The sequence below is a fragment of the Nonomuraea terrae genome, assembly GCF_044465245.1.
GTDB lineage: Bacteria > Actinomycetota > Actinomycetes > Streptosporangiales > Streptosporangiaceae > Nonomuraea > Nonomuraea terrae.
Genome location: NZ_JBITLL010000002.1, coordinates 962,733 through 975,888 on the forward strand (window position 1 = coordinate 962,733; position 13,156 = coordinate 975,888).

At 72.0% G+C, this 13,156-nt stretch carries 13 protein-coding genes; 6 read left to right on the forward strand and 7 right to left on the reverse strand.

The genetic code is table 11. From position 1 onward, the window contains the following. Positions 1-12: 12 nt before the first annotated feature. From ACIBP6_RS10895 to ACIBP6_RS10910, 4 genes are all read left to right on the forward strand, one after another. Positions 13-1,167 carry a sensor histidine kinase gene (locus ACIBP6_RS10895; RefSeq protein ID WP_397050956.1) on the forward strand — a complete coding sequence of 385 codons (1,155 nt, stop codon included), beginning with the start codon at positions 13-15 and terminating at the stop codon, positions 1,165-1,167. Beyond that, positions 1,164-1,769 carry a DNA-binding response regulator gene (locus ACIBP6_RS10900; protein WP_397050958.1) on the forward strand — a complete coding sequence of 202 codons (606 nt, stop codon included), beginning with the start codon at positions 1,164-1,166 and terminating at the stop codon, positions 1,767-1,769. The genes ACIBP6_RS10895 and ACIBP6_RS10900 overlap by 4 nt, the downstream gene beginning before the upstream one ends. Before the next feature lie 65 nt (positions 1,770-1,834). Then, complete coding sequence (locus tag ACIBP6_RS10905) at positions 1,835-2,068, forward strand: DUF2945 domain-containing protein (RefSeq protein WP_397050960.1); 234 nt, start codon at positions 1,835-1,837, stop codon at positions 2,066-2,068. Next, on the forward strand, positions 2,065-2,394 hold the full coding sequence (locus ACIBP6_RS10910) for a DUF3140 domain-containing protein (RefSeq protein ID WP_397050962.1): 330 nt from the start codon (positions 2,065-2,067) through the stop codon (positions 2,392-2,394). Before ACIBP6_RS10905 ends, ACIBP6_RS10910 begins: the two co-directional genes overlap by 4 nt. 55 nt (positions 2,395-2,449) lie before the next feature. On the opposite strand, the gene ACIBP6_RS10915 is transcribed toward ACIBP6_RS10910, so the two are convergent. The 7 genes from ACIBP6_RS10915 to ACIBP6_RS10945 form a co-directional block, all read right to left on the reverse strand. Continuing rightward, complete coding sequence (locus ACIBP6_RS10915; RefSeq protein WP_397050964.1) at positions 2,450-3,925, reverse strand: sulfatase; 1,476 nt, start codon at positions 3,923-3,925, stop codon at positions 2,450-2,452. 14 nt (positions 3,926-3,939) lie between these two features. Then, positions 3,940-5,283 (reverse strand): sulfatase-like hydrolase/transferase, encoded by a 1,344-nt coding sequence (locus ACIBP6_RS10920; RefSeq protein WP_397050965.1) that lies wholly within the window; start codon positions 5,281-5,283, stop codon positions 3,940-3,942. Then, complete coding sequence (locus ACIBP6_RS10925) at positions 5,280-6,641, reverse strand: ABC transporter substrate-binding protein (RefSeq protein WP_397050967.1); 1,362 nt, start codon at positions 6,639-6,641, stop codon at positions 5,280-5,282. The genes ACIBP6_RS10920 and ACIBP6_RS10925 overlap by 4 nt, the downstream gene beginning before the upstream one ends. Beyond that, positions 6,638-7,270, reverse strand: coding sequence for a hypothetical protein (locus ACIBP6_RS10930; protein ID WP_132609802.1), 633 nt, complete (start codon positions 7,268-7,270; stop codon positions 6,638-6,640). The genes ACIBP6_RS10925 and ACIBP6_RS10930 overlap by 4 nt, the downstream gene beginning before the upstream one ends. Further along, a complete protein-coding gene (locus ACIBP6_RS10935; protein WP_397050970.1) occupies positions 7,267-8,175 on the reverse strand; it encodes a carbohydrate ABC transporter permease in 909 nt (302 codons plus the stop codon). The genes ACIBP6_RS10930 and ACIBP6_RS10935 overlap by 4 nt, the downstream gene beginning before the upstream one ends. Beyond that, on the reverse strand, positions 8,172-9,107 hold the full coding sequence (locus ACIBP6_RS10940; protein ID WP_397050972.1) for a carbohydrate ABC transporter permease: 936 nt from the start codon (positions 9,105-9,107) through the stop codon (positions 8,172-8,174). The genes ACIBP6_RS10935 and ACIBP6_RS10940 overlap by 4 nt, the downstream gene beginning before the upstream one ends. A 259-nt stretch (positions 9,108-9,366) precedes the next feature. Next, positions 9,367-10,392: a LacI family DNA-binding transcriptional regulator gene (locus ACIBP6_RS10945; RefSeq protein WP_397050974.1), complete on the reverse strand. Its 1,026-nt coding sequence runs from the start codon at positions 10,390-10,392 to the stop codon at positions 9,367-9,369. A 703-nt stretch (positions 10,393-11,095) separates the two neighbouring features. On the opposite strand from ACIBP6_RS10945, the gene ACIBP6_RS10950 reads away from it, so the two are divergent. Further along, positions 11,096-12,079, forward strand: coding sequence for a substrate-binding domain-containing protein (locus ACIBP6_RS10950; protein WP_397050976.1), 984 nt, complete (start codon positions 11,096-11,098; stop codon positions 12,077-12,079). Positions 12,080-12,102: 23 nt separating this feature from the next. Then, positions 12,103-13,155: a galactitol-1-phosphate 5-dehydrogenase gene (locus ACIBP6_RS10955; RefSeq protein ID WP_397050978.1), complete on the forward strand. Its 1,053-nt coding sequence runs from the start codon at positions 12,103-12,105 to the stop codon at positions 13,153-13,155. Position 13,156 lies beyond the last annotated feature (1 nt).

Genomic DNA, 13,156 nt, shown 5'->3' on the forward strand with positions numbered 1-13,156 from the left:
AGATCGCATCACATGAGCACTCCTGTCGTCAGCACGAGGGTCATCGCCGGACTGGCGGTGGCCCTCCTGGCCGGTTCGATGGTGACGGCGCTCGCGCTGCCGGTGGTCCGGATCTCGGCGCGGACCGGCACGCCGTGGAGCTTGATCATCGCGACCCCGTTCGGGCTGCTGCTCACCACGTGCTACGCGCGGGTGCTCTGGGCGTCCTTCCTGCGCCGGCTGACCTGGCGGCACCGGCTGGACACGGCGGTGGTGGTGCTCATCGCGTACGGCGTGCCGCTGTTCGCCGGCCCCGACTGGGCGCCGCTGCCGATGGCGGCCATCTCGGTGGCGCCGGTCGTGTTCGCCCGGCCCGCGGCGGCATGGGCGGCCACGGCCGTGTCGATCGCCCTGGCACCGCCGGTGCTGCTGGCGATCGGCCTGCCGTTGCCGGTGGTGCTGCTCTACGCGCTGTTGCTGCTGCCGTTCATCGCGCCGATGACGTACGGCGTGGCCTGGCTCTGCCACCTGATCGACGACCTGCGCGAGGCGCGGGCGGAGCTGGCGCGGCGCGCGGTGGACGAGGAGCGGTTGCGGTTCGCGCGCGACCTGCACGACACGCTCGGCCACACGCTGCACGCGATCGCGCTCCGGGCGGAGCTGGGCGAGCGGCTGGCCACGTCCGACCCGGCGGGCGCCGGGGCGGAGCTGGCCGAGATCCAGCGGATCGCCCGCTCCGCGGTGCACGACGTGCGCGAGGTGGTGCGCGGGTATCGGGCCACGTCGCTGACGACGGAGCTGGACGGGGTGGTGGCCGTGCTGGGGGCGGCCGGGATCCGGTGCGAACGGCCGGAGCCGCCCGGTGACCTGCCCGCGCACGTGCACGGTCCGCTGGGCTGGGTGGCGCGCGAGGCCGTCACGAACGTGCTGCGGCACAGCACCGCCACCTGGTGCGAGCTCACCGTCCACATCGAGGAGGGGAACGTGGTGCTGGAGATCGTGAACGACGGCACGCCGGGCGGTGCGCGGGTCGTCCCCGGCAACGGCCTGACGGGTCTGGCGGAGCGGGTGGGCGCCGCTGGCGGCACGCTGGAGACCTCGGCGGGCGACGGCCTGTTCCGTCTCACGGCCGGCCTGCCGCTCGCCCTCGAACCGGGCGCCGGGCTCCGCGAGGCGGTGCCGGCATGATCAGGCTGCTGCTCGCGGAGGACCACCATCTCGTACGCGGGGCGTTCGTGGCGCTGCTGGGCACCGAGCCGGGGATCGAGGTCGTGGGCGAGGCCGGGCGCGGTGACGAGGCGGTGCGGCTGGCCGCCGAGCTGCGCCCGGACGTGGCCGTGCTGGACATCGACATGCCGGTGATGGACGGTCTGGAGGCCGCCGAGCGCCTGGCCACGGTCACGCCCGCCTGCCGGGTCGTCATCGTCACCGGCCACGGCAGGCCCGGCTACCTGCGCCGGGCGATGGAGGTGGGCGTGCGTGGGTTCGTCGGCAAGGAGCAGCCGGCGACCGCCCTTGCCAAGATCATCCGCCAGGTTCACGAGGGGCGCCGCTACATCGACCCGGAGCTGGCCGCCGACGCGCTGGCCCTGCGGGAATGCCCTCTCACCCCCAGAGAGCTCGACACGCTGCGGGCCGCGGCCGGCGGCGCCCCCGTCTCCAGGATCGCCCGCGGGCTCGGGCTGTCGGAGGGCACGGTCCGCAACTACCTGTCCGCGGCGGTCACCAAACTCGCGGCCGACAACCGTCACGCCGCCGTGCGCCACGCCAAGGACATGGGCTGGCTCTGACCGGCGCAAAGAAGGATCTTCCCGAACGGTCGCGTAGCCGGGCGGGCTGGGGTAGCCGATGTCACATGAGCGGCAAGCGTGACAACGATCCGTCCGTCGGCGACGAGGTCTCCTGGAAGAGCCACGGGTCCACGGCCCACGGCAAGGTGGAGAAGAAGATCTCCAAGAGGACGGAGGAGGCCGGCCGCACCGTCGCGGCCTCCCCCGACGACCCTCAGTACGTCGTTCGAAGTGACAAGAGCGGGAAGAAGGCCGTACACAAGCCGTCAGCCCTGCGCAAGGACAAGGACGCCGAATGACCGGCGGCGACAAGGATGTCGCAGCCGAGTTCGGCCAGGCGGTGAACATGACCGCCGCGGAGCTGGAGCGCTGGCTGGCGACGGAGGAGTCGAAGTCGGTCGGGCAGAAGGACGACGGCGGCGAGTCGGCCGGGCACGCCTCCGGCCGCAGGATCGTCGAACTGCTCACGAAGCGGAAGTCGTCCTGGACCGACCAGGACTACGCGCACATGGCCAAGGTCGTCGGCTACGTCCACCGGCATCTGGCGCAGCGCCCTTCCGGGGACGTGCGGGAGAGCCGGTGGCGCTACTCGCTGATGAACTGGGGCCACGACCCGCTCAAGTGAGCGCCGGACCTCGCCCGGCGCCGGTGTGCCGGTGCGGTCAGCAGGGTCAGCGGGGTCAGCGGCCGAAGCCGGTCACGCCGCGGGACTCGTCGAACTGGTGGATGCGGGTCAGCGGCCATTCCTCGTACGGGAAGGTGCGCAGCGTGTCGCCGTCGAAGGCGTCGGCCACGCCTTCGGCGCGCAGGTGGTCGGCCAGCAGCGCGGTCAGCCGGTCGGCGTCCTGCGGCCGCCCGGCCTGCATCGGCTTGACCTCGTGAGGGTCGGCCGCGAGATCGAACAGCAACCGGTGCCCGCCGTTGGCCAGCCAGATCAGCTTCAGGTCGCCCTGCCGCACCATCGCCTTGAACCGCCGGGTGCCGGGCCGCCCGTGGTAGCCGTACAACGTCTGCCGGGGCGGCGCCGTACCGGTCAGCAGTCCGAGCAGGTCGCTGCCCTGGCGCAGCTCCGGCTCCCCCGCGGCCGAGGTGGCCAGGCCGAACAGGTCGGTCAGGCAGACCAGCTCGGATCGGCGGTCGCCGGCCGCGATCCGCCCCGGCCAGGAGACCAGGAAGGGGACCCGGGCGGACGCCTCGAAGAAGCTCTCCTTCTGCCAGCCGTGATGGTCGCCGAGCAGGTCGCCGTGGTCGGCGTAGAAACAGATCACGGTGTCGTCCGCGTCGGATCTTCGCTCCACCGCGTCCAGCAGGTCGCCGATGCAGGCGTCGATGTAGCTGATCTCGCCGTAGTAGCGGGCCTTCAGCGTCCTGGCCCGGTGCGGGTCGACGTCCTCGGCGTAGACCAGGTGGTTCATCCACGGGATGTGCTGGTCGAGGTGGTCGACGGCACGATCACCGCACACCGGGTCGGGCATCCGGTCGGGGTCGTACATCCGGTTGTACGGCAGCGGCGGCGCGAACGGCGGATGCGGGCCGATGTAGGAGACGAGCCCGAACCAGGGCCGGCCGTCGTCGGCGGCCATCAGCCCGAGCGCCTCCCGGGTGGCCCAGGACTCGACCGTGCAGTCCGCCGGCAGCGGGCTGAGCTGCGGCATGTAGTACATGTCGGTCCGCTCCCCCATGAGCGCCTCGATCCAGTCGTACTCGGGGTGCTCGGTCGCGATCCACCGCGCGTACGCGTCGCCGGCGCGCTGCTCGGCGGTGGTGTAGAACTCCTCGCTGTGCCGCTGCACCTCGTAGCCGACCGGCGCGTCCCAGGGCGAGGTGTGGAACTTGCCGACTCCCCAGGTGCGGTAGCCGCGCCGGCCCATCGCCTCGGCCAGGTACGGGCCGCAGCGCTCGCGGATGGCGGCGTGTCCCCCGTCCGGAACGGTGTTGTCGTACACGCCGGTCCTGGTCGGCTCGCATCCGCTGCGCAGGGTGTAGCGGGCCGGGACGCAGACCGGGGTGGTGGAGTACGCGTTGTCGAAGACGGTCCCGCGGGCGGCCAGCCGGTCGAGGTTGGGCGTCGCGATGCCGGTGTTGCCGAGCGTCGCGATGGTGTCGAACCTCTGCTGGTCGGTCATCACGAACAGCACGTTCGGGCGGGTTGACATGTACGGATATCTCCTCATGAAACGATCAGACGGGCGCGGTCGCCGCGCAAGGCGGACTCGCGGGCGTTCCAGTCGCCGACCAGGCCGAGCTCGGTGAGCAGCCGGTCGGCCGGCCAGAAGGCGTCCCCGGACTCCGCCAGCAGCGCGGTCAGCCGGGCGTCGGCCTCGGCGACCCGCCCGGCCGCCGCCGGGTCGGCGACCAGGTTGTCCAGCTGCCAGGGGTCGGCACGGTCGTCGAACAGCAGCCACGGCCGCCCGTCGGCGGTACGCGCGTAGGTCAGGTCTTCGGCGACCAGGCCGCGCCACTCGCCGATGCCCTGGTCGTAGCCGTTGTCGAAGCTGACCCAGTTGCCGGTCAGCAGCTCACGGCGCAGCGGCCCGCCGGCGCGCAGCCGATCGCTGAGGTCGCGGCCGTACGTCCCGATCGGCGGCAGCCCGAGCAGGCCGAGCAGGGTGGGGGCGAGGTCCACCAGGCCGAGCAGCCCGGCGGGCCGGCAGGCGGGAACGCCGGGCCCGTTGATCACCATCGGCACCCGGACGGCCTCGGCGTACGGGCTCTGCTTGGCGCGCAGGCCGTGGGCGCCGAGCAGGTCGCCGTGGTCGGAGGTGACCACGATGATCGTGTTCCGGCGCAGCCCGAGCCGCTCCAGCTCCGCCGCGACCCGGCCGATCTGCGCGTCCACCGCCGTGATCGCGCTCCAGTAGAGCCGCTGCAGCTCGCGCTGCTCAGGGGTGTCAGGGGTGTTCGGCGGCACCGTCATCCGCTCGATCGGGTACCCGGCCCGCAGCGGCGCCGGCACCGAGTCGTACGGGTCGTGCGGCGGGTTGTAGGAGACGGTGAGGAAGAACGGGCCGTCCTGCTCGGCGAGGAACTCGACGGCCAGATCGGTCTGCACCTCCGGCTCGTAGCCGGTGAAGCCGATCCTGCTCTCGGGGCCGGTGTAGTAGTGGCCGTCGACGTGCTCGTGGGAGCAGTCGACTCCGGCGTAGTGGTCGATTCCGGGGCGGGCGGCGGGCGGCACCCACTTGTCGCGGGGCAGCCCGGCCAGGTGCCACTTGCCGATCCAGCCGGTCCGGTACCCGGCGCCGGACAGCGCCGTGGCCAGGGTCTCCAGCCGCGGCGACAGCGGCAGGTCGTTGGCGACCACGCCGTGCTCGTGCGGCAGGCGGCCGGTGAGCAGGCTCGCCCGGCTGGGCCCGCAGACCGGCGAGCTCGCGCGTCCCCCGGCGATCGCGGCGCCGCCGGCCGCCAGCCGGTCCAGGTCGGGGGTGCGGACCCGGGAAGGGCCGCCGATCCAGCCCTGGTCCTGCCCCCGCCACTGGTCGGCCAGCAGCACGACGACGTTCGGGGGCGTCACGCCTGGAACTCCTGCGGGTCGACCTCGCCGTTCTTGACCGCGGCGTCGTAGGCGGCCTGCATACGCTGCTGCATCGCGGCGAGCGCCGGTCCGAGCGCGGCCGACGGGTCGAGCAGCAGCTTCTCCACGGTCTGGTCGACGCTCTCGCCCTCCACCTGCAGCAGGCCGCCGGGCGTCTTCGGCCACTGCCGGTCGAGCTCTCCCGGCCGGAACTGCTGGAGGAGCGCGTTGTCCTTGATCGCGGCCGACTCCCAGACGGCGCCGTTCAGCGGCGGCGCCGCCTTCGCGGCCAGGGCCTCCTGGACTCCGTCGCCGACCATCACCTCGAACACCTTCGCGGCCTGCTCCGGGTTCTGGCTGGTCGAGGAGATCGCGTACGGGTAGCCGGCGTTCATGGGTGAGCGCGCCAGCTGCTGCCCGTCCGGCACCGGCAGCGGCGCCGCGACCGCCTTGACGGTGCTGCCGAGGTCGGCCAGCGACGACACGATCGCGCTGCTGGTGAGGTACATCCCGGCCTCGCCCTTGCCGAAGGCGTTGATCGCGACGTCTCCGGTCAGGGTCGCGGCGCCCGGGTACGCGGTCTTGTCGACGATCATGGCCCGGTAGAGCTCGATGACCGGCGCGTACTTCGCCGACTCGTACGTCTGCGCGGCGGCGTTGAACAGCCCGAACTGGGCCAGTGCCGCGTCGCCCGCCATCAGCGGGATGTCCACGCTCCACTGCCGGAACCCGGTCGCCTTGATCGGGATGAGCATGCCGAACGCCTCACCCTTGCCGATCTTGGTGATCGCGGCCGCGGCCTGGCGTACCTCCGAGAAGGTCGCCGGCGGCGCGTCCGGATCCAGCCCGGCCTTCTCGAACAGCTCGACGTTGATCAGCATCCGGTTGGTGAACGCGGTGGTCGGCACCGCGTACGGCACGCCGCCCCAGACCAGCTCGCTGTTCTTCTGGTGGTACGGCGCCGCCTTGTCGAGCACCGCCTTGCCGACCAGGTCGGGCAGCGGCTGCACCCACCCGGCCGCGACGAACGCGCCCAGCTGCGCCGAGGGGCTGTGGAACAGGTCGGGCGCCCGCTTGGTCTGGAAGCCGAGCCGGACGATCTCCTCGTACTTGTCCGTCGCCTGCGGCTCGTACTTCACCTCGATGCCGAGGGACTTGCCCTGCTGCGCGTTCCAGGTGCGGAAGAACTCCTGGCGGGCCTTGGCGTGCGCGCCGGCCCGGTCCCAGACCACGATCGTGGTCGGCCCGCCCGAACCGGCGGAGCCGGACGAGGAGCCGCCGCAGCCGACGAGGGACGCCGCGGCGCCGGCGGCGAGCGTGCCGAGGAACCCGCGGCGGGTCAAGGAGGAATCAGTCATCGGGGGGCCTTTCTCAACAGGACGCGAACCGCGGCGGCTCGGTCGCAGAGCACGATCACGAAACTGGCCGTCGCCGCCGGCAGCGCGATCGCCGCCGGCAATCCGAGGTACGGCACCCCGGTCGCCAGGAAGGGCCCGGCCGCGGCGGCGGCGATCACGGCCACGCTCGCGGTCAGCGCCAGCTCGATCCGCGACAGCGCCAGCAGGTAGGCCGTCCGCAGCGCCTCGGCGGTACGGCCGGTACGCTCGAAGATCACCACTGACCAGGGGGCGACCAGCAGCCAGGTCACGCCGGCCACCACGCTGGTCGTCAGCACCAGCCCGCCGTAGGCCCCGCCGGGTGAGGGCCCGAGCAGGCCGACGAGCACCAGGGCGGCGATGCCGAGATGACAGCCGGCCAGCGGCAGGGACGGCAGCAGCCGGCGGCCCAGGAACCGCAGGGTCTCACCCGGGCCGAGGGCGGCCTCGCCGCGGGCGTACCGGCGCTGCTGGGCGATCAGCCACAGGCCGGCCGCCGGCGCGGTGAGCACGGGCAGGCTCAGCAGCAGCCAGCAGCAGCTCGTCCAGGCCCAGAACCACCAGCGGGACCAGCCGCGCAGCAGGGCGCCGTCCGGCGCGAACGGAGTCATCCCTTCACCGACCCGTCCGTCCAGCCGCGGACGAAGTGCCGCTGCAGCACGATGAAGATCACCACGATCGGCACCAGCGCCATGTTCGCGCCGGCCAGCACCGTGTTGTACGGCGTCATCCCCTCGGCGGCGTCGTACTGCAGCGCGCTCACGCCCACGACCAGGGTGCGCAGGTCGGGCTCGGCGAGTGAGAACACCAGGGGCACCTGGTAGTTGTTCCAGGAGGCCTGGAAGCCGAGGATCACCGTGGTGGCGAGGATCGGCCGCATCATCGGGAAGGCGATCCGCCAGTAGGTGCCGAACAGCCCGCAGCCGTCGACCCGGGCGGCGTCCTCCATCTCGGTGCCGAGGCCCTGCACGAACGCCTTGATCAGGAAGATGTGCACCAGCATGATCCCGGCCAGCTGGACCAGCGCGATGCCGAGCAGGTTGTCCAGGCCCAGCGCCTCGGCGATCACGTACTGCGGGTAGAGCGTCGCCGTGGTCAGGCCGACGAACAGGGTGCCGACGTACAGGCCCTCGACCAGGCGCTGGCCGCGCAGGCGGCGCCGGGCCAGCACGTAGCCGGTCATGCTGGACACGAGCGTGTCCAGCAGCACGACCAGGGCGGTGACGATCAGGCTGTTGACGAAGTAGCGGGAGAAGTTCGCCGTGGTCCAGGCGTGCAGGTAGGTGCCCCACTCCCACACGCGCGGCAGGATCCCGCCGTCCCTGCTGAGGATCTGGTCCAGCGGCGAGACCGACGCGAACAGGCCGAAGACCAGCGGCGAGAGCATGATCAGCGCCGCCACGACCAGGATCGCGTGCACCAGCACGGTGAGCGGGCGGACCCGCCGCCTGCGCGGGGTCGTGACGGGCGGGGCGGCCGTCCGGCCGGCGGTTTCGGTGATGACGGGTGTGCTCATGCCGCGGTCCTCCCGCTCCGGTTGATCCGCAGATAGGCGACGGAGATGATGCCGACGATCACGCTGGCGGTGACGCCGAGCGCGGCGGCGTACCCGATCTGCGGCACCGATTCCGGCTCGAAGAAGAACCGGTAGAGGTAGGTGAACATCACCTCGGTGCTCCCGGCGGGGCCGCCGTCGGTGAGCGTCTTGACCAGGTCGAAGCTGCGCAGCGTGCCGATGATCGAGATCAGGATCACCACGCGCGTCACGGGGGCCAGCATCGGCAGCACGATGTGCCGCAGCGTCGCCCAGTGGCCGGCGCCCTCCAGCGCCGCGCTCTCCAGCAGGGCGTTCGGGATCGTCATCATGCCGGCGAAGAAGAGCAGCAGGTTGATCCCGAGGTGGGCCCAGACGCCGACCCCGATCAGGCTGCCGAGCGCGGCGCCGGCCTCGCCCAGGAACCGGATCGGCGCCTCCAGCAGGCCCGATCCGGTGAGCAGCTGGTTGACCGGGCCGCCGGTCTCGCGCAGCAGGAAGACGAAGATGATGCCGACGATCGCGGGCGACAGGACGTGCGGCAGGAACAGGATCGTGCGGTACACCGTTCCGGCGCGGACGCCGCGGAAGAAGACGTAGGCCAGCACCAGCGCCAGCGGGATCTCGATGACCAGCCGGCCGAAGCCGAACTTCACCGTGGTCAGCACCGCCAGCCACCATTGTTCGTCCCCGAGCATGCGCTCGTAGTTGGCCAGGCCGGTGAACCGCGGCGCCGAGAAGCCGTTCCAGCGCTGGAAGCTGAACCAGAACAGCCAGCCGATCGGCAGCAGCGCGAAGGCGAGATACGGCAGCAGGGCCGGCAGCAACATCAGGCGGCCGACGCCGTCCTCGCGCCGGTGCCACTGCGCGCGATGCGGCGTTGACTGCCGTGGCGAACGGACAACTGGGGACATCCGTGCCCTTCCTTGGTCGAGCGCGCCGGGCTGGCCTCGCGCGATGCGTCGGCAGCCTTTCGGTTCGGGCCAACTTAGATCGATCTAAACCGAAGGTCAACCTAAACCATATAAACCTACAGGTCAACCATGAAATACGGTTCTCACGAATCCGCAGGTCGCTCAGTGACAGCCACGTGGATCTCGGGGCCGCACTCAGCCGACCGGCACGCCGGCTCGGCGGGTCGCCCAGCCGGGCACGGCCGGCAGGCCAGGTCGCTCAGTGGCAGCCGCAGGAGGCGCGCGCGTGCATTTCCGGGGCCGGCGGGACACGGCTGCCCTCGGCCGGCATGCCCATCTCGGCCAGCAGCACCCGGCCGCAGACCCGGCCCAGCTCGACCGGGTCGGTGGCGATGCTGCTGATCGACGGGTTCCACATCGCCGACTGGTGGAGGTCGTCGATGCCGAGCACCGCGCAGGGCGCGGCCTCGGGCGTGCCGAGCCGCAGCGCCCTGGCCAGGCCGTAGGCCACGTTGTCGCTGTGGCACAGCACCCCGTCGGGCGGCGGCCCGGCTTCCAGCAGCTCGGCGGCGCGGCGGTAGGCGGCGTCCGCGGTCGCGTCGAGCGGCTGCGACCACGCCGCGTCCCACCCGGCGCCGGCCTCGGTGACCGCCCGCAGGAAGCTCTCCATGCGGCCGACCCGGGGCGAGGCCAGCGGGTCGCCGCCGAAATAGGCCACCCGGCGGCAGCCGTGCACGGCGGTCAGGTGCTCGGCGCCGAGCCGGCCGATGGCCGCCTCGTCGGTGCCGACGAACGGCAGGTCGACGCCGTCGATGCGGCGCAGCAGCAGCACCGTCGGCAGGCCGCTCTGGCGCAGGCCGGCGAAGTCGTCCGCGGTCGAGGTCAGGGCGGGGATGGTCACCACGCCGGCCGCCCGGTGCCCGACCAGCGAACCCAGGATCTGCCGTTGCACGCCGACCCGGTCGACGGTGTTGGCGATCATGACGAAGAAGCCGACCTCGCCGAGCACCTCCTGCACGCCCAGCGACACCTCGGCGACGAACGGGTTCATCACGTCGGGCATCACCAGCCCGACCAGGTCGTTGCGCTGGGTCCGCAGGTTGGCGGCGGCCTGGTTGTAGATGTATCCCAGCCGCTCGGCCTCGGCCAGCACGGCGTTCCTGGTGGCCTCGGACACCAGGGGACTGTTCCGCATCACCAGCGAGACGGTGGCCCGGGACAGGCCGAGCGAGTTGGCCACGTCGATCATGCGCACCCGGCGCACTCCAGGCCGGCCACCCTGCATGCCTGTCCTCCCCCGCCGATGATCATCGCGTGATCGGGAGGCCTCAGGATAGCCGCTGACGCCAGGGCTGAAGGCCGAGGTTCGCGCGAGGGCGCGGCCGAACCCCGATGCGGCAGTCCGCTGACCGCTGCCTGCCCTCCTGCCGGCCCCTCGGGCTGACGGGACCGCACGACGCGATCGCGAGCCGGCCCGGATCGGCGACATCGCCGCCCTGATGGACGGCCCCGATGCCGCGTGTAACCCCGTCGGCTCCGGACGCGTGCGGCACGGATTCGTCGCCGGGCATGCGCCGCCGGCCTCGAACGGAGGGCCGCGCTGGGGCCCGGCCCTCTCGCCCGCACCACCCCCATCGGCTACCTGGCCGACCGGCTCGGCTCCGAGCGGGCCGGCGTGCATGCTGGGGGCCCGTCGCCCTCCCTTAGCACACGGGTCCCAGCGGACGAACCCGCCCGGGCACGCGCCGGCCGCCGCTCCGGGGGTGGAGCGCTTTCCAGGGTGGCCACGCCCCGGTGAACCCGGCCCGAGCGCTCACCGCCGGAGAAGACACACAACAGGCTTCACCTGCGGAAACTCTGAGAACACCTCCGGCTCCGGACGATCATTCTCCCGTCTCTGCTCATATGAGCAAATTCCGGCTCAAGTGTTGCATCCAGGTTAAAACCCGACTTACGGTGCGTTACCAAAGTCACATACGGAGGCCCATATGCGTGCATTCCGGTCACTAACCATCCCCCTCCTCCTGGTCAGCCTCATGTCCGCCTGCTCGGTGTCCACCACCCCCGGCGGAACCACCGAGGGCGCCGGCGGTCAGGACGACGGCCCGGTCGCCATCGGATTCAGCCAGGCGACGCAGCAGTCCCCCTTCTACGTCCAGCTCCGCGAAGGAGCCGAGGCCGCCGCCAAGCAGGCCGGCGCCGAGCTGTACTTCGCCGACGCGGGCGGCGACGTCACCAAGCAGAACAACGACATCCAGGACCTCATCACCCGGCAGGTCGACGTCCTGCTCATCAACCCGGTGGACCCCCAGGGCGTGCAGCCGGGCATCGCCGCGGCCGAGGCGGCCGGCGTCCCGGTCGTGACCGTGGACCGGCCGGTGCCCGAGGGCGCGGTCGCGCACGTCGGGCGCGACAACAAGGCGATGGGCGCGCTCGTCGGCAAGCGGCTCAGCGAGCAGCTCGGCGCCCGGGGCGGCAAGGTCATCGAGATCCGCGGCGACGCCGGCGGCGCCGTGGCGCGCGACCGCAGCGCGGGGTTCCACGAGGCCGTGGCGGCCAACGCCAAGATCCAGATCGTCGAGGGGCCGTACTCCGACTACGTGCGCTCCAAGGCGGTCACCGCGATGCAGGACCTGCTCCAGGTCCACCCCGACGTGGCCGCCGTCTACGCGCACAACGACGACATGGCGCTCGGCGCGCTCCAGGTCCTCAAGGAGAACGGCAAGGCCAAGGTCCTGGTCGCCGGCGTCGACGGGCTCATGGAGGCGGTCAAGCAGATCCCGTCCGGCCAGTACGTGGCCACCGCGCTCAACGACCCCATCTCGCTCGGCACGAAGGCCGTGGAGACGGTGCTCAAGGTCCAGAAGGGCGAGAAGGTCGAGCCCTCCATCGACGCGGGCACCGCGCTGATCGACACGGACAACGCCGGCGAGTACATCGGGCCCGGCGAGTTCGCCCAGGCAGGCCAGTAGTCACAGGCACAAGGAGAACAACGATGCCGGAAACCATGAAGGCCGCGGTGCTGCACGCCCCCGGCGACATCAGGGTGGAACAGGTGCCCGTGCCCGAGCCGAGCCCCGGCGAGGCGCTCGTCAGGGTGGCGGCCTGCGGGGTGTGCGGGTCGGACATCCCGCGCATGCTGCACGCGGGGGCCTACCACTTCCCGATCATCTGCGGCCACGAGTTCTCGGGGCACGTCGTACGCCTCGGCGACCGCCTGGCCGCCGCCGGCCAGGTACGCGAGGGCGACCTGGTCACCGTGCCGCCGCTCATCCCCTGCCACGAGTGCGCCCCCTGCAGCCAGGGCCACTTCAGCCTGTGCAAGAACTACGGCTACTTCGGCAGCCGCAGGGACGGGGCGTACGCGCAGTACGTCACCGTGCCGGCGGACAACCTCATGGTGCTGCCCGCCGGCCTCGACCCGCGGGCGGCCGCCATGCTGGACCCGGCGGCGATCGCGCTGCACGCCCTGTGGCGCACGAACATGCGCGGCGGCCGCCGGGTGGCGGTGGTCGGCGCCGGTCCGATCGGGCTGTTCGCCGTGCAGTGGGCCAGGATGGCCGGGGCGTCCGAGGTGCTCGTGATCGAGCTGAACGAGCAGAAGGCCGCCATGGCGACCGAGGCCGGCGCCACGCACACCGCGACCAGCGTGCGGGAGGCCGCCGAGCCGGCGGGTGACGGCTACGACGTGGTGATCGAGTCCGCGGGCGTGCCCGCCACGATCGACCAGGCGGTGAGCCTGGTGGCCCGGCACGGCGAGGCGGTGTTCATCGGCATCCCGCACGAGCCGGTGGTGTTGCCCAAGTCGACCTTCGGCTCGTTCCTGCGCCGCGAGGTCACCCTGCACGGCGCGTGGAACTCCTTCTCGGCGCCGTTCCCCGGGGAGGAGTGGCGGGTGGCCGCCAGGGCGCTGGCCTCGGGTGACCTGGCGTGGAAGTTCATGATCACGCACGAGCTGGGGCTGGACGCGCTGCCCGAGACCATGGTCAGCCTCGGCGAGCGGTCGATCTTCAGCTCCAAGGTCCTCTTCCTGCCGAACGAGGAGTGAC

Excerpts from the sequence above, each read along its gene's own strand:
- ACIBP6_RS10945 (WP_397050974.1), bottom strand. The coding sequence starts at position 10,392 with ATGCAGGGTGGCCGGCCTGGAGTGCGCCGGGTGCGCATGATCGACGTG.
- ACIBP6_RS10935 (WP_397050970.1), bottom strand. The coding sequence starts at position 8,175 with ATGAGCACACCCGTCATCACCGAAACCGCCGGCCGGACGGCCGCCCCG.
- ACIBP6_RS10900 (WP_397050958.1), top strand. The coding sequence starts at position 1,164 with ATGATCAGGCTGCTGCTCGCGGAGGACCACCATCTCGTACGCGGGGCG.
- ACIBP6_RS10940 (WP_397050972.1), bottom strand. The coding sequence starts at position 9,107 with ATGTCCCCAGTTGTCCGTTCGCCACGGCAGTCAACGCCGCATCGCGCG.
- ACIBP6_RS10910 (WP_397050962.1), top strand. The coding sequence starts at position 2,065 with ATGACCGGCGGCGACAAGGATGTCGCAGCCGAGTTCGGCCAGGCGGTG.
- ACIBP6_RS10925 (WP_397050967.1), bottom strand. The coding sequence starts at position 6,641 with ATGACTGATTCCTCCTTGACCCGCCGCGGGTTCCTCGGCACGCTCGCC.
- ACIBP6_RS10930 (WP_132609802.1), bottom strand. The coding sequence starts at position 7,270 with ATGACTCCGTTCGCGCCGGACGGCGCCCTGCTGCGCGGCTGGTCCCGC.
- ACIBP6_RS10915 (WP_397050964.1), bottom strand. The coding sequence starts at position 3,925 with ATGTCAACCCGCCCGAACGTGCTGTTCGTGATGACCGACCAGCAGAGG.
- ACIBP6_RS10955 (WP_397050978.1), top strand. The coding sequence starts at position 12,103 with ATGCCGGAAACCATGAAGGCCGCGGTGCTGCACGCCCCCGGCGACATC.
- ACIBP6_RS10950 (WP_397050976.1), top strand. The coding sequence starts at position 11,096 with ATGCGTGCATTCCGGTCACTAACCATCCCCCTCCTCCTGGTCAGCCTC.
- ACIBP6_RS10905 (WP_397050960.1), top strand. The coding sequence starts at position 1,835 with ATGAGCGGCAAGCGTGACAACGATCCGTCCGTCGGCGACGAGGTCTCC.
- ACIBP6_RS10895 (WP_397050956.1), top strand. The coding sequence starts at position 13 with ATGAGCACTCCTGTCGTCAGCACGAGGGTCATCGCCGGACTGGCGGTG.